Origin of the sequence: Nocardiopsis alba DSM 43377 (genome assembly GCF_000341225.1) — a bacterium.
GTDB lineage: Bacteria > Actinomycetota > Actinomycetes > Streptosporangiales > Streptosporangiaceae > Nocardiopsis > Nocardiopsis alba.
In genome coordinates this window covers 1-19,603 of the sequence record NZ_ANAC01000033.1, presented here as the reverse complement: position 1 = coordinate 19,603, position 19,603 = coordinate 1, and the positions used below count along the sequence as shown (strand labels likewise).

General features: G+C 71.4%; 19 protein-coding genes and 3 tRNA genes. 10 read left to right on the top strand and 12 right to left on the bottom strand.

The window, feature by feature from the left end; translation table 11 throughout:
- Positions 1-169 precede the first annotated feature (169 nt).
- Positions 170-313 (top strand): hypothetical protein, encoded by a 144-nt coding sequence (locus tag D451_RS28125; protein WP_161628234.1) that lies wholly within the window; start codon positions 170-172, stop codon positions 311-313.
- A gap of 306 nt (positions 314-619) precedes the next feature.
- On the opposite strand, the gene D451_RS0125145 is transcribed toward D451_RS28125, so the two are convergent.
- The 4 genes from D451_RS0125145 to D451_RS0125130 all read right to left on the bottom strand — a co-directional run bounded on the left by D451_RS0125145 (position 620) and on the right by D451_RS0125130 (position 1,694).
- Complete coding sequence (locus tag D451_RS0125145; RefSeq protein ID WP_017536458.1) at positions 620-1,138, bottom strand: P-loop NTPase family protein; 519 nt, start codon at positions 1,136-1,138, stop codon at positions 620-622.
- Positions 1,139-1,422: 284 nt separating this feature from the next.
- A tRNA-Val gene (locus D451_RS0125140) sits at positions 1,423-1,496 on the bottom strand.
- Positions 1,497-1,509: 13 nt separating this feature from the next.
- Positions 1,510-1,580 (bottom strand) — tRNA-Cys (locus tag D451_RS0125135).
- Between the two features lie 41 nt (positions 1,581-1,621).
- Positions 1,622-1,694 (bottom strand) — tRNA-Gly (locus D451_RS0125130).
- A 195-nt stretch (positions 1,695-1,889) separates the two neighbouring features.
- On the opposite strand from D451_RS0125130, the gene D451_RS0125125 reads away from it, so the two are divergent.
- Complete coding sequence (locus D451_RS0125125) at positions 1,890-3,086, top strand: molybdopterin molybdotransferase MoeA (protein WP_017536457.1); 1,197 nt, start codon at positions 1,890-1,892, stop codon at positions 3,084-3,086.
- Positions 3,087-3,150: 64 nt separating this feature from the next.
- Here the strand turns inward: D451_RS0125125 and D451_RS0125120 are convergent, their stop codons facing one another.
- Positions 3,151-4,851, bottom strand: a complete 1,701-nt coding sequence (locus D451_RS0125120; RefSeq protein WP_036568733.1) for an MFS transporter — start codon at positions 4,849-4,851, stop codon at positions 3,151-3,153.
- A gap of 185 nt (positions 4,852-5,036) precedes the next feature.
- Here D451_RS0125120 and D451_RS0125115 point away from each other — a divergent pair, with 185 nt between their 5' ends.
- Entirely contained in the window at positions 5,037-5,588 is a 552-nt protein-coding gene (locus D451_RS0125115; RefSeq protein ID WP_026125359.1) for a TetR/AcrR family transcriptional regulator, read from the top strand.
- Here D451_RS0125115 and D451_RS0125110 read toward each other — a convergent pair.
- The gene (locus D451_RS0125110) at positions 5,585-6,106 is read right to left on the bottom strand and encodes a GNAT family N-acetyltransferase (protein WP_017536455.1); all 522 of its coding nucleotides are present in this window, start codon (positions 6,104-6,106) and stop codon (positions 5,585-5,587) included. The genes D451_RS0125115 and D451_RS0125110 overlap by 4 nt on opposite strands.
- Before the next feature lie 343 nt (positions 6,107-6,449).
- Here D451_RS0125110 and manA point away from each other — a divergent pair, with 343 nt between their 5' ends.
- Positions 6,450-7,634: a mannose-6-phosphate isomerase, class I gene (gene manA / locus D451_RS0125105; protein WP_026125358.1), complete on the top strand. Its 1,185-nt coding sequence runs from the start codon at positions 6,450-6,452 to the stop codon at positions 7,632-7,634.
- A 112-nt stretch (positions 7,635-7,746) separates the two neighbouring features.
- Positions 7,747-8,121: an FKBP-type peptidyl-prolyl cis-trans isomerase gene (locus D451_RS0125100; RefSeq protein ID WP_017536453.1), complete on the top strand. Its 375-nt coding sequence runs from the start codon at positions 7,747-7,749 to the stop codon at positions 8,119-8,121.
- Between the two features lie 83 nt (positions 8,122-8,204).
- On the opposite strand, the gene D451_RS0125095 is transcribed toward D451_RS0125100, so the two are convergent.
- Entirely contained in the window at positions 8,205-9,170 is a 966-nt protein-coding gene (locus D451_RS0125095; RefSeq protein WP_017536452.1) for an NAD(P)-dependent alcohol dehydrogenase, read from the bottom strand.
- A 47-nt stretch (positions 9,171-9,217) separates the two neighbouring features.
- Between D451_RS0125095 and D451_RS0125090 the strand changes: the two genes are divergently transcribed.
- Positions 9,218-9,919, top strand: a complete 702-nt coding sequence (locus D451_RS0125090) for a TetR/AcrR family transcriptional regulator (RefSeq protein WP_017536451.1) — start codon at positions 9,218-9,220, stop codon at positions 9,917-9,919.
- Positions 9,920-9,941: 22 nt separating this feature from the next.
- Here D451_RS0125090 and D451_RS0125085 read toward each other — a convergent pair whose 3' ends face one another.
- Entirely contained in the window at positions 9,942-11,117 is a 1,176-nt protein-coding gene (locus tag D451_RS0125085) for an acyl-CoA dehydrogenase family protein (protein ID WP_026125357.1), read from the bottom strand.
- 186 nt (positions 11,118-11,303) lie between these two features.
- On the opposite strand from D451_RS0125085, the gene D451_RS0125080 reads away from it, so the two are divergent.
- Positions 11,304-11,942, top strand: coding sequence for a TetR/AcrR family transcriptional regulator (locus D451_RS0125080; RefSeq protein ID WP_014913415.1), 639 nt, complete (start codon positions 11,304-11,306; stop codon positions 11,940-11,942).
- Positions 11,943-11,987: 45 nt separating this feature from the next.
- Here D451_RS0125080 and D451_RS0125075 read toward each other — a convergent pair whose 3' ends face one another.
- Positions 11,988-13,634 carry a hypothetical protein gene (locus tag D451_RS0125075; RefSeq protein WP_017536448.1) on the bottom strand — a complete coding sequence of 549 codons (1,647 nt, stop codon included), beginning with the start codon at positions 13,632-13,634 and terminating at the stop codon, positions 11,988-11,990.
- A complete protein-coding gene (locus D451_RS0125070) occupies positions 13,619-14,410 on the bottom strand; it encodes an ABC transporter ATP-binding protein (protein ID WP_026125356.1) in 792 nt (263 codons plus the stop codon). Before D451_RS0125070 ends, D451_RS0125075 begins: the two co-directional genes overlap by 16 nt.
- 181 nt (positions 14,411-14,591) lie before the next feature.
- Between D451_RS0125070 and D451_RS0125065 the strand changes: the two genes are divergently transcribed.
- The 3 genes from D451_RS0125065 (at position 14,592) to D451_RS0125055 (ending at position 17,057) form a co-directional block, all read left to right on the top strand.
- Entirely contained in the window at positions 14,592-15,821 is a 1,230-nt protein-coding gene (locus D451_RS0125065; RefSeq protein WP_017536446.1) for a sensor histidine kinase, read from the top strand.
- The gene (locus tag D451_RS0125060) at positions 15,818-16,510 is read left to right on the top strand and encodes a response regulator transcription factor (protein WP_017536445.1); all 693 of its coding nucleotides are present in this window, start codon (positions 15,818-15,820) and stop codon (positions 16,508-16,510) included. The genes D451_RS0125065 and D451_RS0125060 overlap by 4 nt, the downstream gene beginning before the upstream one ends.
- Positions 16,511-16,610: 100 nt before the next feature.
- Positions 16,611-17,057 (top strand): carboxymuconolactone decarboxylase family protein, encoded by a 447-nt coding sequence (locus tag D451_RS0125055; RefSeq protein WP_017536444.1) that lies wholly within the window; start codon positions 16,611-16,613, stop codon positions 17,055-17,057.
- A gap of 47 nt (positions 17,058-17,104) precedes the next feature.
- Here D451_RS0125055 and D451_RS0125050 read toward each other — a convergent pair whose 3' ends face one another.
- Entirely contained in the window at positions 17,105-18,220 is a 1,116-nt protein-coding gene (locus D451_RS0125050) for a hypothetical protein (RefSeq protein ID WP_017536443.1), read from the bottom strand.
- Between the two features lie 49 nt (positions 18,221-18,269).
- Complete coding sequence (locus D451_RS0125045; RefSeq protein ID WP_017536442.1) at positions 18,270-19,379, bottom strand: hypothetical protein; 1,110 nt, start codon at positions 19,377-19,379, stop codon at positions 18,270-18,272.
- Positions 19,380-19,603 lie beyond the last annotated feature (224 nt).

Genomic DNA, 19,603 nt, shown 5'->3' with positions numbered 1-19,603 from the left:
GTCTCAACGTCCCTGCTCGGGACGTCTACGTTGAAGGGCCGGTGACAACCCCGCTTCTGCGGACGCCATCCGCGTTTCAACGTCCCTGTTTGGGACGTCTACGTTGAAGGACCGACGCGACCACATAGGAGCAGTGGTGCCTGTCTCAACGCCTCCGATCAGGGCGTCCATGTTGAAGCAGATGAAACCGGTGCGTTTTCTCAAGCGGGATTCTGTGGTTTCAACGGCGCTCAAGGTGCTGTCCACGTTGAAGGTGTGGTGGGGATGGACGGTCGCCGATCTCCTCTTCGGGGGGATCGGCGACCGTGGCTGAGGGGGTGTGGGGGAGCGGACCTGCCGATGTCGGGCCCGGGCCGTGTGCCTAGGTGCAGGTGTCGTGTCCGGCGTAGGTGGCTGCGCTCAGAGGTGTGCGCTCCGTGCTCTGGTGGCCGGTATCCATGGAGATCCGCCCCACCACTCGGCTGAGCGTCCCTAGGAGCGGTGTGCCACGGACACGTGCTGCTTTGAGGGAGCCGGTGCGTGAGGCCGACTTCTCCGGCCGGGCGTACAGGTCGCCGCGGATGCGCGTGGGATCGAGGAACGGGTGTTCAGTGGGAGGCGCGGCCGGCCTCCCCGTCGATCAGTTCTCGCCGCCCGCGGTACGGATGATCTGTTCGACCAGCCGGTCGGCGGCTCGGCGTGAACGGACGATGTGCACGTCCGCGTGGCTTCCGTGTTCGAGGATGAGGCTGCGGACCCGCGGCCCCATCGTTGTGCGGTAGCCCCACACGTACTTGATGAACCCCCAGTGGATGCGGTCGTAGACCCCGGTCGCGTCGTTCTGTCCTCCGCCGTGCTTGATGCGTCGTCGGGCGATACCGGCCAGGCAGGTCAGGGGATGGAGATCGAGGAAGATCACCGTGGTGGCGCGTTGGAGCCTGATCGGCAGGGTGGACGCGAAGTTGCCGTCGATGATCCAGCGCTCCTGGGCGACCAGCTCTTCCTGTACGGCGGCGAACTCGTCCTTGGGCAGGGTGTTCCACTCGTCGTCGTAGTACAGGACATCCAGATGGGTGAGCGGAGCGTCGAGGGCGGTTGCGAGCCGCCGTCCGAGGGTGGTCTTGCCACTTCCGCCGCAGCCGATGATCGCGATCCTCATTGGTCTGAACGCTACTTCACATGGGGTGGTCGAGTTGGCTGATCATGGCCCCCTTCATGCCTTCGTTCGGAGGAGGCGTGCACCAGCCGTCGTTGGTCGAAGTCGAAGCGCAGCGCCTCGCGTAGAAGTCTCCGCTCTCGATGATGAGTCGGACGCCTCGCGGGAAGGGGCGTCCGTGAGTGCTCGTGGAAACGCGCTGCCCGTGGGGTCGGTGGGGCGTGCGTCACGGGGGCGGGGAAACGACTAAGGCCGGAATCCTTGTGGATTCCGGCCTTAGTCCGGGGTGGGCGATACAGGACTCGAACCTGTGACCCCTACCGTGTCGAGGTAGTGCTCTAGCCAACTGAGCTAATCGCCCCGGATACTGCTCGAGGTGGAGACGGGATTCGAACCCGTGTAGACGGCTTTGCAGGCCGCTGCCTCGCCTCTCGGCCACTCCACCGAGTACACGCCGGGTGATCGCTCACCCGTATGTCTCCTCCGAGCGGACGACGGGATTCGAACCCGCGACCCTCACCTTGGCAAGGTGATGCTCTACCAGCTGAGCCACGTCCGCTTGCTGCCGGGCCGCCCCCGTTTCCGTGGGCCGCGCCTTGCTGCTGGTAAAGACTTTAGCGGAGATTCGACAGACGGCAAATCGGAGTTCGAGGGGCGGGTGCGGCGGTCGGCGACGGTGCCCCGCGCGCCCGGTAGCGTCCGCCTCGGGCGCGTCGAATCGGTCGGGGACGCGCCCTGGCGGCGAAGAAAGGGCATGGTCGTGGCGGAGTGCGGTGGCCATCGGGGTTCCACCCCCTGGGATCGGGCGCGTGAGCTGGCCCGAGGGCTGGGGGAGCGGTGGGGGTGTCCGATCGGGGTGCTTCCGTCGGCCTCGGCGCTGGGCGGGCGGCTGGCGGACGATCTGAGGGCACTGGTGGGATCGCCCTCCTTCGACGCATCGGCGATGGACGGTTACGCGGTCCGCGGCATGGGGCCCTGGCGTCCGGTGGGGGTGCGGTTGGCGGGTGTTCCGGTCTCGGAGGTCTGCCTGGCCGAGGGCGAGGCGGTGGAGATCGCCACGGGGGCGCTGGTGCCCAAGGGAACCGAGGCCGTCCTGCCCTACGAGGCGGCCACGGTCGTGAAGGACCGGATCCACGGCGAAGTGGAGCGGGGCCGGCACGTGCGCTGGAGCGGCGAGGAGATCGCCCCGGGGGAGTCGGTGCTACCCGCGGGGACGGAGGTGACCCCGGCGGTCCTGGGGTTGGCGGCGGCGCTCGGACACGACCTGTTGCGAGTGCGGACTCCCCGGGTCGAGGTGCTGGTCACCGGGGACGAGATCGCCGTCGAGGGGCTGCCCGGGGCGGGGGTGGTCCGGGACGCGATCGGCCCGATGCTGGACGGGGTGGTGGCCTGGGCCGGTGGGAGCGCCGTACGGACGCGCCACCTGGGCGACGGGCGCGAAGAGCTGGGCGCGGCCCTGGCCGACGCCGAGGCCGACGTGGTGGTGGTGTGCGGATCCTCATCGAAGGGGCCGGCCGATCATCTGCGCACGGTCCTGCGGGAGGCGGGCGCCGAGGTGGTGGTCGACGGGGTGGACTGTCGCCCCGGACATCCGCAGCTGTTGGCGCACTCGGACGAGACCGTGTTCGTGGGGCTACCGGGTAACCCGAACGCGGCGCTGGTGGCCTCGTTGACCCTGCTGGTGCCGTTGCTGTCCGGGATGCTCGGCCGTACGGAACCGACCGCCGGCGCGGGCCGGAGACCTTTGGTCGGCGAGGTGCGGGGGAGACCGGGCCGGACCTCGCTGGTCGCGGTGCGTCTGGGGCCGGAGGGGGCGGTGCCGGTGGGTCACGACCGTCCCGCGAGCCTGTGGGGCGCCGCCCTGGCGGAGGCCTACGCGGTCGTTCCGCCGGAGGGGCCGGGCGAGGACGTGGAGCTGCTGCGACTGCCTCGGCCGCCCTACGGAGACTGAAGTCCGCATACGCGTCGGCCCCCGGAGAAGCCTTTCTCCGGGGGCCGTGCGGTGCGTGGGGCGACTACCTGACGGTGTCGTCCGCGCCGTCGTTCGTGGCGTCGGCGGCGGCCAGGACGGTCTCCGGACGCTCCTCCTCGACGGTGGCCTCCGCCTCGGGCTCCTCGCGTCGCTCCTCGTCGGTGGCCTGCCCCTCCACCGCCGGGTTGCCCTGCCCGCGCAGCAGGAACCAGGCCTGGACCGCGGCGGCCAGCACGATCAACACGGCGATGGTCGAGGTCATGTGCATGCCGTTGGTGAACGCCAGCTGGGCGTTGTCCAGCAGGGTGGCACCGGCCGCGCCGCCCACCTGATCGGCGGCGTTGGTGGCACCGCCCAGGGTCTCCCGGGCGGCGTCGGTGGCGGCGGTCGGCACCCCGTCGATCTCGGTCAGGTGCGCCCGGTAGAACGCGGTCAACGCGCTGCCCAGGATGGCCACGCCCAGGGCGCCGCCCATCTCGTAGGCGGTCTCGGAGATCGCCGAGGCCGCGCCCGCCCGCTTGGGCGGGGCCGCCGACATGATGGCGCCGTTGGTCAGCGTCTCGGCGAAACCGGTGCCCAGGGCGATCAGGGCGAAGGCGATCACGACCAGGGTCACACCCCGGCTGACGTCGTCGGCCGGGGTGAAGATCAGGGTGGCGAACCCGCCCGCCGTGACCAGCAGGGACACCCCGATCACGGTGGCCAGGCTCAGGTACCGGGCCACGCGGGCGGCGACCAGACCGGCCACGACGGACAGCACCAGACCGGGGACCAGCACCATGCCGGCACGCATCGGCGAGACGTGCAGCACCAGTTGCAGGTACTGGGTGAGGAAGAACAGCGACCCCACCATCGAGAACACGATCATCAGGTTGGTGACCACGGCCACGCTGAACACGCGGTTGCGGAACAGGTGGACGTCGATGAGCGGGTCGTCGAGCTTCTTCTGCCGGCGGACGAACAGGTAGCCCAGGGCCAGACCGAACACGAGCGAGACGAACGGCAGCACGTCCACACCGCCGGTGGCCAGCTTCTTGATGCCGTACACGGCGGGCAGCATGGCGCCCAGGGACAGCAGGACGCTCACCAGGTCGATCCGACCGGAGTCGGGGTTACGCGACTCGCGCACCAGCAGGGGCACCAGGATCAGGATCAACACCATCACGGGCAGGTTGATCAAGAAGACCGAACCCCAGAAGAAGTGCTCGAGCAGCCAACCGCCCAGGATGGGGCCGAGCGCCGCGCCTCCGGAGAAACCGGAGGCCCAGATCGCGATGGCCAGCAGGCGCTGTCGGGGGTCCAGGAAGATGTTCCGCAGCAGCGACAGGGTCGAGGGCATGAGCGAGGCGCCCGCGACGCCCAGCAGGGCGCGGGCCAGGATCAGCACCTCGGCGTTGGGCGAGAAGGCCGCGATCAGCGACGCCACGCCGAAGGCGGCGGAACCGATCATGAGGAGTCGTCGTCGGCCGATCCGGTCGCCGAGCGAGCCCATGGTGATCAGCAGCCCGGCCAGGATGAAGCCGTAGATGTCGATGATCCACAGAAGCTGACCGGCGGTGGGGCTCAGGGCCTCACTGAGCGCGGGCACGGCGAAGCCGAGCACGGTCATGTCGACCGAGATCAACAGCACGGGCAGGACCAGGACGGCGAGTGCGGCCCACTCGCGCGGCCCCGCGAGCGCGGGCGGCCTCCCGTCGCTCGCGTGTGCGCGGGTGGAGCCGTTTCCGGCCTCGGCGGTACTCATCATTCCCTCGTCATCGATCGCGGGGTGGATCGCGGCTCGGTCGAGCTCGCGGAGGTGGCCCGGCGGAGTGCGGAGATCGTCCGGGCGGACGGGAAGCCTGGTCGACCGGGTGGGCTCGAGACACACTTCGGGACTCTTCGACCGTCCAGACGGTACAGTACCGTCCGGACGGTACAGTGTCAATCGTGAGTACTTCGAACACACGCGACCGCATCCTCGACGCTCTACAGGACACCCTGATCCGGGGCGGTTATTCCGCGGTGACCCTGGAGGCCGTGGCGAGGGAGGCGGAGGTGTCCAAGGGCGGGCTGCTCTACCACTTCCCGTCCAAGGCGGCCATGGTGAACGGGCTGATCGAGCGACTGCGAGAACTCGCGGAGGAGGAGTTCAGACAGGCGCGCGAGAGCGAGGAGGGCCTGGTCCGGGTCTTCCTGCGCACCTCGCTGCCGCAGAGCCCGGAGGAGAAGGAGCTGTACTGGGCGCTCATCGCGGCCCTGCGCAGCCACGAGGAGCTGGAGGAGGAGGCGGTCCGGCACGTGCAGTACCTGTTCGAGCACTGGCGCGAACTGCTGCACGAGGAGCTCACCGACCCCGTCCTCGCCGAGATCATCCTGCGCGCGGGCGACGGCCTGTACATGGCGGCGATCGCCGGACTGGCCCCGCCGGACCCGGAGCTCACCGGGCAGATGATCGACCGGCTCGTCGAGGAGTCCGACAAGGTGCGTCGCGCGCGCTAGCCCCCGTGGGCGGGGCGGGGGAGGACCCGCTCCTCGAAGACCTGCGCCTCGGTGTCACGTACCCGCACGCGCTGGGAGGGGGTGAACCCCTGTCCCTCGTAGTAGCGGACCAGCTCCCCGTCCCCGCCGGCCCAACAGTCGACCCTGACCAGGGAGATCCCCCGTTCCCGGGCCAGGCCGCGGGCGTGGTCCAGCAGCCGGCCGCCCACGTTCCGTCCGCCGTGGCCCCGCGAGACCAGGAGCAGGTGGACGTAGAGCTCCCGTTCGTCCACCGGAGGGGCGTAGGAGATGGGCGTCTCGGCGACGGCCAGGGCCCCGGCGACGGTTCCGTCGATCTCGGCGAGCCACAGTTCCTCGCCGGCGATCCGTTCCACCAACGCCACTCGCTCCGGGATCCCGGACCAGGGTTCGGTGCCCCACTGCGAGGCCGAACCGCGCGCCGTCAGCCAGGCGACCGCCTCGTCGAACAAGGCCAGCAGGGTGGGGGCGTCCTCGGGGCCGCCGCGGCGCAGGCGCATCGGTTCTCCTTCGTCAGGGGATGGAACGGGACTCGGACGGGCATAATGTCAGTCCCCGTCGGCCGGCCGAGAGCCGGTGGCCCGGGGGCGGCCGGTGTCGTCGGAAGGTGATCGTGTGGTGCTGTTCACGTGTCTCGGATCATGATTTACTTCCCAGTAACTTCGTGGCCGAGGCCGGTTCCCGGACCGACCTCGGGCCCGCACGCCGGCTGAGGTGAGGCGTGCACTACCTCGAGGAGTGGGGCGTGCCGTGTCGACCCGAGAACGTCTCTTCGCCAGACTGTTCCCACCTCACCAGGGTGTCCACGGGGTGAGAGAACACAGACTGGAAAGCGGGGAGCGGATGCACAGGCTCACCAACCAGGTACGACCGTACGCCTGGGGAGCGCGCGCCGCCATCCCACACCTGTTGGGGGTCGAGCCCGACGGCGGACCCCAGGCCGAACTCTGGCTGGGGGCCCACCACGGCGCCCCCAGCACCGTGCACTGCGAGGACGGCTCCAGACCCCTCCCCACCCTGATCGCCGACGACCCGCACCGCGTCCTCGGACCCGAGACCACCGCCCGCTTCGGCGCCCGCCTGCCCTACCTGCTCAAGTACCTGGCCGCGGAGGCGCCCCTCTCCCTCCAGGTGCACCCCGACGCCGCCCGCGCCCGTTCCGGCTACGAGGCCGAGGAACGCGCCGGCATCCCGGTGGACGCCCCCCACCGCAACTACCGGGACCCCCACCACAAGCCCGAGCTGCTGCTGGCGTTGGAACCCTTCGACGCCCTGTGCGGTTTCCGCGAGCCCTCCGCCGCCCTCGCCGACCTGGTCGGACTCGACTCCGAACTCGCGGCCCTGCTGCGCGACGATCTGTCGAACCCCGATACCCGGATCGCGCTGCGCGCCGCGCTGACCCGCCTGCTCAGTCTCCCCGAGGCCGACCGCCCCCGACTGATCGACGCCTTCGTCACCGAGTGGGCCGAGCGGGGACGGCTCTGCGCCCACGCCGGAATCATCACCGACCTGGCCGACCGCTACCCGGCCGACCCCGGCGCGGTCGCCGCCCTGCTGCTCAACCGCATCACTCTCTGGCCGGGGCAGGCCCTCTTCCTGCCCGCCGGCAACCTGCACGCCTACCTCCAGGGCACCGCCATCGAGGTGATGGCCAGCTCCGACAACGTGCTCCGGGCCGGGCTCACCGGCAAGCACGTCGACGCCCCCGAACTGCTCGACGTCGTCGACTTCTCCGTCCTGCCCATCCCCTACGCCCGCCCCGACCTCCTCGACGGACGCCGCGAGTTCCGCCCGGCCGCCCCCGAGTTCGCCCTCCACGAGATCGGCCCCGGACGGATCACCGCCTACCTGCCCGGGAACGGGCCCACCGTGGTGCTGGCCCTGCACGGCGACGTCGAACTGGTCGCCGAGGTCGGCGAGGGCATGCTCCTACGGCGCGGTGAATCGGTGTTCGTGCAGGCCGACAGCGGTCCCATCAAGGTGGAGGGACACGGTCACGTGATCGCGGCGACCGTCGGCTCCGACTGAAAAGCGCGGTCGCCCATCGGTGCTCGTCCCGGCCGGTCGGAGCTTCGGGAGCACTCGGACATCACCGATAACCTTGGCCCTCGACGTTCACATGAATCAGAGAGGACCCACCATGGCGCTCGAACGCCCCGAGATCGACTTCCTCGACGGCCCCCCGCCCACCGAGCTGAAGATCAGGGACATCAAGGTCGGTGAGGGCGACCAGGCCGGTCACGGCAGCAAGGTCAGCGTCCAGTACGTCGGCGTCGCCTTCTCCACCGGTGAGGAGTTCGACGCGAGCTGGAACCGCGGCGAGCCCCTGCGCTTCCAGCTCGGTGCCAGGCAGGTCATCCCCGGCTGGGACCAGGGTGTCATGGGCATGCGCGTCGGTGGCCGTCGCGAGCTCATCATCCCGCCGCACCTGGCCTACGGCGACCGCGGCGCCGGCGGCGTCATCAAGGGCGGCGAGACCCTCGTCTTCGTCGTGGACCTGGTGGACGTGGCCTAGGCCACGCCTCCACATCGGGGGTGCCGAGGAACGGTGCGCACAGCCCTTCCTCGACGCCCCCGTGTTCTTGCGGGCGACCTCTCTCAGCCGACCTTGACCACGTACTTCCCCCGCACCCCACCGGCCTCCAGGGCCCGATGCGCCTCGGCCGTCTCCTCCAGGGAGAAGACCGTGTCCACCGCCGGGAGCAGCGACCCCTCGACCACGTGGCGGGCCAGATCGTCGAAGTCCTTTCGACGGGGGTCGCCGCTGAAGAAACGCACCCGGCCGCGCCCGTGGACCGCGCTGAGCGCGATACCTCCGAGCGACCCGACCGGACGGGACAGGTCGAAGGCGATGGCGACCATGCGACCACCCGGGTTCAGAAGACGCCGTAAGGCCGAAAGCCCGGTCCCGACGGTGTCCATGACCACGTCGAAACGGCTCAGGGCCTCGAGCGGGGTCGATCGGTGGTCGAAGGCCTCGTGCGCTCCGAGGTCGCGGACGAAGTCGAGGTTGGCGTCCCGGGCCAGCGCGGTGACCTTCGCGCCGTAGGCCCGTCCGAGTTGGACGGCGGCGTTGCCCACACCGCCCGCCGCGCCTCGGACGAGGAGCCGTTCCCCCTGCCGCAGCCCGGCCTTGTCCCGCAGCGCGGTGACCGCCGTGGTGGCGACCGGCAGCGCGGCCGCCGCCACCGGGTCCGTCCCGTCGGGGATCCGGCCCAGCCGCTCGGGGGAGGCGACCACGTACTCGGCCGCGCTACCGAACCCGGAGGTACGGCCCAGCACGCCCCACACGGGCTCACCGACCACGAACCCCGTCACGCCGACGCCCAGGGCGGCGACCTCACCGGCGAAGTCCAGCCCCGTCCGCTGAGGGAAGCGCCGACCGGTCAGGATCCGGACCCGCCCGGCCCGGGCCGCCGTCTCACCACCGTTGACGCTGAACGCGCGCACACGCACCAACACCTCTCCCGGCCCCGGCTCGGGACGCGGCACCCGGGCCGTGTAGAGCACCTCGGGAGGGCCGTAGCGGTCGAAGAGGACCGCCCTCATCATCCGATCGTCCATGACTCCACCTTCGTGACGGGGATCCGGGGCCGACCGTAGGCTCTGCGGTGGACGCGATCGTCCGTACGGACCGGAAGTGGGAGACGGTGATGGCGGGATCCTCTCGGATCGGGGACACCGGAGGCATGCGGGCCGACGCCCGACGCAACAGGGAGCGTGTGCTCGTCGCGGCGCGCGAGGTCTTCGCCGAGCGGGGGATCGACGCCCCGGTGGCGACGGTGGCCCGGAGGGCCGGGGTCGGCGTGGCGACGCTGTACCGCCACTTTCCGACCCGGGACGACCTGGTCCGGAGCGCGTTCGAGCGACAGATGCGGACCTGCGCGAACGCGCTCGTGGACGCTCTGGCGGAGCCCGACCCCTGGGAGGGGTTCGTCCGACTGGTCGAGACGCTCTGCGAACTTCAACGGGAGGAACGGGGGTTTCCGGCCGCGTTCATGGCGACCTTCCCCGAGCGGGCGAACGAACACGCGCGGGTCCGGGCACGCGCCGAAGGGGATCTCGTGCGTCTGATGCGCCGTGCGCAGGCCTCGGGCGCCCTGCGGTCCGACTTCCACCCTTCCGACCTCGTCCTGGTCATGCTGGCGCACGCCGGTCTGGTGGCGACGCTTCCGGACGACGAGGCGGCCTCCCGGAGGCTGGTCGCCTACCTGCTCCACGCGTTCCGCGCCGACACCTCCGGAGCGAGACTGCCCCCGCCGGCCCCTCTCTCGCTGCACACCCTGCCGGACACGGCCCACCGCCCCCGGTAGCGGGAACGATGGGCGCGTACGGTCAGGTCAGGCCCGCGCCGACCTTCACGTGGCCCTTGAGCAGGTCGCGGGCGATGGTGCGCCGCTGGATCTCGTCGGTGCCCTCGAAGATGCGCAACAGCCGCAGGTCGCGGTAGAAGCGTTCGATCGGCAGTTCGCGGGTGTAGCCCATACCGCCGTGGATCTGGAGGACCCGGTCGACGATCTCGTTGGCCTTCACGCCCCCGAACAGTTTGGCGATCGACTGGGCGTGCCGGGAGTCCCGCCCCTGGGAGACCAGCCAGGCGGCGTGCAGCACCAGCAGCCGCAGCGCCTCGATCTCGGTCTGGGAGTCGGCGATCATCCACTGGATCGCCTGCCGGTCGGCGATCGGCGCCCCGAAGGTCTCGCGCGTCCGGGAGTACTCGATCGCCATGTCGAGCAGGCGTTCGCAGCCGCCCAGGGCGCGGGCGGGCAGCAGGTAGCGTCCCTTGCCGATCCACCGCATGGCCAGCGCGAAGCCGCGGCCCTCCTCGCCCAGGACGTTGGCGTTCGGGACCCGCACGTCCTGGAAGACCAGGGAGGCGGGGCGACGCTCGCCCATGGTGTCGATGGGCTCGGAGGTCCACCCCATGTCGCGGTCGACGAGGAAGCAGGTGACGCCGCCGTCGGCGCCCTTCTCGGGGTCGGTGACCGCGAACACCAGGGCGAAATCGGCCTCGTTCCCGCCGGTGATGAAGGTCTTCTCGCCGTTGAGGACCCACGCGTCGCCGTCCCGGACGGCGCGGGTGCGGATGGCCTTGGCGTCGGAGCCGGCGCCCGGCTCGGTGATGGCGAAACAGGACCGGAGTTCGCCCTCGATGGTGGGCAGCAGGTAGCGCCGTCTCTGCTCCTCGTCGGCGTGGTAGAGGATGTTGTCCGCCTCGCCGCCGAACTTGAAGGTCAGGAAGGTGCGGCCGAGTTCGGTCTCGATGAGGGCCTCGGTGACCGCGTCCAGCCCCATGCCGCCGTACTCCTGCGGGGTGGACACGCCCCAGAAACCGGAGGAGCGGGCCAGGGAGCGCAGCCCGTGGCGTTCCTCGGCGGTCAGACCGGGCGGGTGCCCCTGGCGTTCGCGGCGCAGGGCCTCGTTCTCCAACGGCATGAGTTCGCGTCGTACGAAGGTCCGCACCCAGTCCCGGATGGCCCGTTGTTCTTCGCTCAAGGAGAAATCGATCACGGCCGCTCCCATTAACCTAACGGTGTTCGGTTATACGAAGGTACGACGTGGTCGGCGATGACCGCAAGGGTGGTCGTCTTCGAGAGGGGCGTCGGCTCCGAGACGGCCGCAGGACGTCGTGCGATGATCGGCGGACGCCGGACCGACCGGCCCCGTGATGGCCCAGCGCAGAAGGAGACCCTTTCCGTGGCCCGACCCAAGACGCCGATCCTGAGCAAACCGGTCATCCGGCGGGCCGCGCTGGAACTCCTCGACCGGGACGGGCTGGAACGGCTCTCCATGCGCAGGCTCGCCGAGGAGCTGGACGTGCGGGCCGCCTCCCTCTACGGCCACTACCGGACCAAGGAGGAGCTGCTCGGCGATATCGCCGACGAGGTCACCGCCGACATCGACGTCTCGGGCTTCGAGGGCGGGGACTGGCGGGCCGGACTCGCCACCTGGGCCCGCTCCTACCGTGCGGCCCTGATCGAGCATCCGAACCTGCTGCCGGTGATCGCCTCGGGGCCCGGACGGAGGGAGGAGGCGCTCCGCCGGGCCGACGTCGTGCACGGAGGTCTGGTCGGAGCCGGATGGCCGCCGCGCTACGCCACCATGATCGGCGCCTCCACCAAGTACCTGGTGGTCGGAGCCGCCACCCGCTCCTTCGCGCGCGGTTTCGACGACGACGCGCGCGTCTACCGTGACCGGTACCCCAACCTCTCCCAGGCCCACCTGCTGGCGGAGGTCGCCACCGAGATCGACGAGGACAGCTTCGAACTGGCGCTCACCGCCTTCCTCGACGGCCTGACCCCCGTCTTCGAGACGGTCCGGACCTCCCGGGGATGACCGGGCCCCGGGCCGCCGTCCACACGGCCCGGAACGCCCGGAACCTCACGAACCGGTCGGACGGGTGTCCTCGTTCGTGCTCAGAGCGGTCCGTTCCAACAGATCGAGCGGGTCCCCACCGGACCGGGGCAGCGACCGTTCCGCCACCCGACCGCCGTAACGGATCCGGGCGAAGGTCTCCGGCAGACGCGCGGCCAGCCGCCGGTGGGCCAGCCGACCCAACAGCCAGGCCCCCGCGGCGCCGTTGACCAGGGCGACCGGGACCGCCCACCAACCCCCCGCCAGCAGGGCCACCACGATGGTGGGGGAGGACAGTGGCGGGATCGCGATCAGCGACGTCCACACCTGGACCCGGGTGTCCCCGGTGTCGTTGGCGTCCACCCGCAGATGCGGTTCCACCCCGGGGGTCGCCGCCACCACGGACAGCAGGACGGACAGACCGTTGCCCACCCCGAGGACCACCAGCAGCCCGGCCAGCACGTACGGCGACGCGCCGGGCTCCCCGGAGACGAGGACGGAGACCAGGCCCAGCAGGAGCGTGCCGGGCACGATGAGCAGGGCGATGGCGATCTGACGCCCGCGCACGTCGGCGCGGACCGTGTCCCGGCCCTGCCCCACGACGGTCAGCCACAGGGCGCTGCCGTCGTGGCCGTACATGTTGGAGCCGCCCATCGCCATGACCAGCGCCGTGAACACCCCGGCGGACAGCGTGATCCATGGACGGTCGGCCATCAGCCCGAACAGGCCGATGAACAGGCCCGCGTACAGGGCCGACCGCAGCTCCAGGGCCCGCCAGGGGTCCCGCCACCAGGAACGCAGTTCCTTGCCGACGACCGCGCCCAGTGGACCGTCCGGAAGGAGGGGGAGGCGCCTCGTCGAACGTCGACGCCCGAGGGGACGTGAACGCCTTCCCCGACCTCGGGCGTTCACGCGCGGGGCCAGCAGACGCACGGTGGCCAGCACGGTCGCCGCGGTCAGCAGGGTGAAGGCCCCCAACAGGCCGAAGGCGGCGCCCCAGGCCCCGGAGGCGGCGGCGTCCACGGCCGCGATCGGCCACGAGGTGGGCAGGGCCGCCAGGACCGTGACCACCGGGGCCGGGAACCCCCGCTCGGCGAGGTCCCCGGCCGCCGAGAGGGCGGGCCCGATCGCCGCCCAGCCGAAGAACAGGCCGGCGACGATCAGTCCCCACTGGACCGAGGCGATCTCCATGCCCACCCTCGTGTGCATCGCCGCCCCCAGCGCACGGAACACCAGACGGGAGAGGGACACCATGAACACCACCGACAACAGCATCCCCAGCAGCCCCAGGGAGAGGGTGGCGGGCTCCGAGAGCCAGGCGTGACGGGCCGTGGAGGCCATGGCCACGAGGGTCAGCGCCGGCCCGACCCCCACGAACGCGGTCGCCCACAGACCGGTGCCCACCTGCGAACGCTCCAACGGCAACAGGGTGAAGTACTGCGGGCGCAGCACCCCGACGCCGTTGGTGATGGTCGGCCCCAGGATCCAGGCGCCCGCCCACACGGCGCCGAGCAGCATCAACAGCTGCGACCTGACCTCGGCGGAGGAGGCGACCACGGTGACGTACCAGGTCAGAGCGGCCCCGCCCACGAGCAGAGCCAGGGTGCCGCCACGCGTCCCAGAGACGCCGTGCCGCCCCAGGGTGGATTCGAGCCGGATCAGAACCCCAACCACGCCAGATCCCCCTCCCCGACCTCACGAGCGCCGACCAACCGGACGAAGGTGTCCTCCAAGGCGGGGTCGTCTCCGCGCACCAGGTCGAGCGGCCCGTCCGCCAGCACCCGACCGTCGGCGATGATCGCGACCCGGTCGGTGATCCGTTCGACCAGGGCCATCACGTGACTGGAGATGATCACGGTGCCGCCGCCGTCGGTGTAGCGGCGCAGGATCGCGGTCAGCACGCGCGCCGACACCGGATCCACCGCCTCGTAGGGCTCGTCCAGGACCAGCACCTCGGGCGTGTGCAGCAGGGCCGTGGCCAGCCCGATCTTCTTGCGCATCCCCGTCGAGTACTCGGCGATCAGGGTCCCGTTCCGTTCGGCCCGATCCAGCTCCAGGATCCGGAGCATCTCCTCGCTCCGGTCACGCGTGAGATCGCGATCCAGGCCGCGCAGCCGCCCCCAGTAGTCGAGGAGCTCGCCCCCGGTCAACCGCTCGGGAAGGGAGAGACCGTCGGGCAGGACGCCCAAGCGACGTTTGGCCTCGACCGGTTCGGCCCACACGTCCACGCCCAGGACCCGGGCGGTGCCCGAGTCGGGCCGCAGCAGACCCACCGCCATCGACAGCGAGGTGGTCTTCCCCGCCCCGTTGGGGCCGACCAGCCCCGTCCACGACCCCCTCGGCACGGAGAGGCTCACCCGGTCGGCGGCCCGGGTCTCGTCGAAGGTCTTGGTCAGCGAGTCCAGCTCCAGTGCCGGCACGCTCTCTTCGGGTCCGTGAGCGCTTGTCATGTCCCCATCGTGAGAGCCCGTGTTCGAAGGGCGCATCGGCCGTACGGACATCCGGGGTCGGTCGGGCGACCACTTCCCCCTCCGACCGGCGCGCCCACGCCGGCCGGACGGTCGAGGCGCCGGAGAGGAACCCGTTCTACCCTGGGGACTCGGACGATACGGAGGGACGGAGGGGGAGGGCGTGGAACGGAGCCGTCGGGACCTGTCCGTGGACGTCCTGCTCACCGTGTTCGTGCTGGTCTGCGGACTTCTGGCCTTCTCCGCCTACGGGAACGACCTGCACCCCACCGACCGGGTGCCCACCTGGGTGCTGTGGGCGGACCTGAGCTGTCTGCCGCCGGCCTGCGTCGCCCTGTGGTGGCGGCGTTCCCACCCCCTGGCGGTCGCCACGGGGATCATCCTGGTCTCCTCGTTCTCGGTGGCGGTGATCGGCGCCCTGATCGTCTGCCTGATCTCCCTGGCGATCCACCGGCCGCCCCTCATGGCGATCGGCGCGGCCACCCTCGCCACGGTGCTGTCCCTGCCCTGGGCACTGCTGGTCCCGGTCACCCCCGGCGCCGTCGGGGTGACGATGGTCGCGATCGTCATCATGCTCAACGCCTGCGTGGCCTGGGGCGCGGCCATCCGCTCCCAACGAAGACTCGTCGAACGGCTCCGTGAGGACGTGCGACGAGAGCGGGAGATACGGGAGGAGCGCCTGGGCCTGGCCCGGGTGGAGGAACGCCGCCGGATCGCCCGCGAGATGCACGACGTCGTCGCCCACCGCATGTCCCTGCTGTCCGTGCACGCCGGAGCCCTGGCCTACCGCACGGAACGGGCCGAGAGCGGACGGGGCGAACCCCCCACACCCGCCGAGGTGGGCGCCGCGGTCCGGGTGATCCGCGACAACGCCCACCGCGTCCTGGACGAACTCGGCGACATCCTCGACGTGCTGCGCTCCGGCGACCTCGCCGGAGAAGAGGGCGGCACACCTCAGCCGCGATTGACCGACCTGCCCCGGCTGGTCGAGGAGGCGGTCGACGCGGGAGAGCGGGTCCACGCCTCCTTCGACCTGCCCGAGGACGCCGAACCCCGCGACCAGGTGCAGCGCACCGCCTACCGGGTGGTCCAGGAGGGGCTGACCAACGTCCGTAAGCACGCCCCCGGGGCGAGGACCACGGTCGAGGTCTCGGGGGCTCCCGGGCGGGCGCTGGAGATCGTGGTGGTCAACGCGCTGCCGGTCGGCCGGGCGGGGCGCGAGGTGCCGGGGACCGGGGCAGGGCTGGCCGGGCTGAGCGAACGCGTCCGCTTGGACGGCGGGAGTCTGGAGTACGGGCCCGAGGAGGGCCGCTTCCGGCTGGCCGTCGTCCTCCCCTGGCCCGAGGAGGGGGCCGACGCCTCCAGGAGGAACGACCATCGAAAGGTGCCGTGAAGGTGACCAGACCCCTGATCAGAGTCCTGCTCGTGGACGACGACCCCCTGGTCCGATCCGGGCTGCGCATGATGCTCTCCGGTGACGGCGACATCGTGATCGCGGGGGAGAGCGAGGACGGGGCGGGCGTCCGCGAGGCGGTCGCCGAATGCCGGCCCGACGTGGTCCTCATGGACGTGCGCATGCCGGTCATGGACGGGATCGCCGCCACCGAGGAACTGCGGTCGGGGAGCGCCCCCGGGCCCCAGGTCATCGTGCTCACCACCTTCGACGCCGACGCCACCGTGGCCCGGGCCCTGCGAGCCGGAGCCGCCGGCTATCTGCTCAAGCACACCGACCCCGAACGCATCGTGGAGGCGGTACGACGGGCCGCCTCGGGAGAGCCGGTGTTGTCGCCGAGCGTGGCGCGCGCCCTGATGGACCGGGTCGCCGGTCAGGACCCCGAGGAGTGCTCCTCCGGAGCGGACCGCAGGGCCCGGGCCCGAGCCCGGCTCGCGCTGCTCAGCGCACGGGAACGCGAGGTGGCCGAGGCGGTGACGGCCGGACTGTCCAACGCCGAGATCGCCGAGCGGTTGTACATGTCGATGGGGACGGTCAAGGCGCACGTGTCCAGTGCCCTCACCAAACTGGACCTGAGCGGACGGATCCAACTGGCGCTGCTCGCCCACGACGCCCGCGACCCGGACTGACCCGGGCCGACGCGGCTCCTCGGGGGGTTGCCGACCTCGGGCGAGGGGCTGGCCGTAGCATCGGCCTCGACAGGACGACCGACGGTTGAGGAGGCGCCCCATGGCGAACGAACGCGTGGTCTGGGCGAAGAAGGTCCCCCAGGTCTACAAGAAGCTGGACGAGATCGACCAGGTCATCGCCGAGGAGCTGGACATCCGGCTGCTCGAACTGGTCAAGCTCCGCTCCTCGGTCCTGAACGGCTGCTCCTTCTGCGTGGACCTGCACACCCAGCGCGCCCTCAAGGAGGGGGAGAGTCAGCAGCGGCTCTTCCTGGTGGCCACCTGGTACGAGGCGGGCGACATCTTCACCCCGGCCGAGCGGGCCGCTCTCGCCCTCACCGACGAGATGACCCGCATGGGCGAGCACGGGGTGTCCGACGAGACCTACGCCGAGGCGGCCGAGCACTACGACGACACCGAGCTCGCCGCCCTGATGTCGGCGATCGCGATGATCAACCTCTACAACCGGCTGGCCGTCACCAGCCGGCTGCACGTCAAGAAGCGCTGATCCGCGCCCGTGTCCGCCGGACCACCGGCGGACACGGGCAGGACTCCCTAACGGTGGGCGACGCCGAAGTCGTGGGCGGCGCCCACCAGTACGTCCAGGTCGGCGCGGAGCCCGGCGTCGGTCAGTACCTCGGGGACCACCGTGCGCAGCCCGCCCGGGGCCAGAGTGCGCAATGCTCTGCGCGCCGCCGGCGTGGGCGAGCGCAGATCGGCGGTGGGGATCGGGGCCCACAGGGCCGTCACGGCCGCCGTCAGCCACAGTTCGTACGTCGTCCCATAGCCCAGCGCCCCCTCCAGCCGACGCCCCGCCTCGGCGGTGTCGAGCCACAGGTCCAGGGCCTCGACCACGGACCGACGCGAGGTCCCCGAGCGTTCGGCCTCGGCCCGGACCAGACCGTCGTGACTGTCGTACACGCCTCTGTCGATGTCCCGACGGACGATCGACGCGCGGGCCCGACGCCAACTCATGAACGGGACGCGCGCGGGGGCGCGCAGCACCCGGGGCGAGGGCGCCGGATCCCCCTTCTCGCGCAGCAGGACCGAACGGCGCACCCCCATCCGGTGGGCGTTGCCGACGAGGCTGAGGTCCCCATCGTGCTCGATCAGGTTGGGCACGGTGACCAGGGCCGGACGGCCGATCCCCTCCAGGAAGCGGGCCGTCGCCTCGTCGTCGGGCTCCTCCTCTCGGCCCTCGGGGGACACCGAGGCCACCAGCCGTCGGGCCAGGGGCGTGGGCATCAGGATCCCGACCGTGGGCACGTAGCGGTCCGCGCACTCGGCGAGCCCGTATCCGCCCAGGGCCGCCCAGCGAGCCATGGTGGCGGTGCCCGAACCCCATTCGCAGAACAGGCTCAGGACCCGCTCGGGGTGGGCGGTCACCATCCGGGTCAGGGTCTCGACCATGCCGGGACACGGCTCCGCGTCGTCCTGGAGGACCAGATGGTGGGTGGCACCCTCGGGGGCGGCGGCCCAGGCGGCGAGCGAGGTGCGCAGAGTGGTGGGCGGGCCCTCGGGCGAGGGGTCGGTGACCACGGCGGGGGAGAGTTCGGGGAGGGAGTCGGCCAGGCGCCGCGCGGCCTCGGCACGGTCGGGGTGGCTCATCACGGCGCAGGAGATCCGGACGCTCGACGTGGCCTCGGCGGATCGGGTGGACGGGTCGATCATGAAGGGAACCTCGTCTTCCGGAAGAGGGAGATGGGCGGGGCGATGAGGGTCATGTCCACCCCTTCGGGATCCGGCCGTGGGCCGCCCCGTACTCCAGCCCGGCCAGGACCAGGTCGACGACCTCCGCCTCGTGGCGGGCCAGGGCCTCGACGTCGACGAGGCATCGGAGCGCCCCCGGGGCCAGGGAGGCCAGGGCCGCGCGCACCGTCGGTCCGTCGGCTCGAGAGCGCAGGGAGTCGACGACCTCCGGCCATCGGGATCGGAGCACCACCCCTTCGGCCACCACCGTGTGCCACAGAGCGGTCAGGTGCGGTTCGGGGACGACCTCGGAGAGGGTGCCCGCCTCGACCCTCTTCCGCAGGGCCTCGGACCGATCGTCCTCGGGCAGACCCCACGCGTCGAGGACCTCGGCCAAGGGGCGATGCGCCTCCGGGACGTCGTGGTCCAGGTCGATCAGGACCGGGGTGCCGATGTTCCAGCGCAGGAACGGCAGGAACCGGGGCGGTTCGAGGACGGCGGGGGAGAGGTCGGCCGCCGGCGATGGGGTGAAGCAGGCCGACCGCCGTATCCCGTGGTCGGAGTTGCCCACCAGGCTGGGCCGGTCGTCGTGTTCGACCGGGTTGGGCACCGCGACCAGCGGGGTGAGCCCGGAGCGACGGACGAACCTCAGCACCGCGCGGTCGTCCGCCTCGTCCTCGTCCGCCGTGGCCAGGAAGCGGCCCAGCGCTCTCGCGTGCTCCGCCGGCAGCGCCAACGCGACGGTGGGCACGTAGGGGTTGACCACCGGCACCGCTCCGGCCCCGGTGTACACCGCCCAGCGGGCCAGGACGGCGGTGCGCGAACCCCACTCGACGAACAGCGAGACGGCGGCCTCGGGGTGGGCCCGCAGGACCCGCTCCAGGGTCGTGGCGAACCCGGCGGCCGGCCGGGCGTCGTCCTGGAGGACCAGATGGTGGCCGGCCCCCTCGGGGGCGGCGGCCCAGGCGGCCCCGGCGGCGCGGAGGGCCGAGGGCGGGCCCTGGGGATCGGGGTCGGGGATCACGATGGGGGAGAGCTCTGGCAGGGAGTCGGCCAGGCGCCGCGCGGCCTCGGCGCGGTCGGGATGGCTCATCACGGACACGGATACGGAGGGCGAGAGGCCGGGACGGGGGGAGATCATGTCTTCGACCCTACGTTCTCCGGAGACGATCCCCCCGGTCGTCCACAGGCCCTTTTCCGCGTAGGGAGTGTTCTCGTCCGGTATCGGTCGGGCCGGTCCGCGGCGAAGGGGCGTGAGGCGCTCTCTCGCCGGGTGACGAGTGCGGCCGCCCCCGCCGTGCCGAGGCGGATTCTAGGAGTCGTCGCAACACGTGAGGTCAGTTGCTCGCCGAGAGCAGCTTAGCC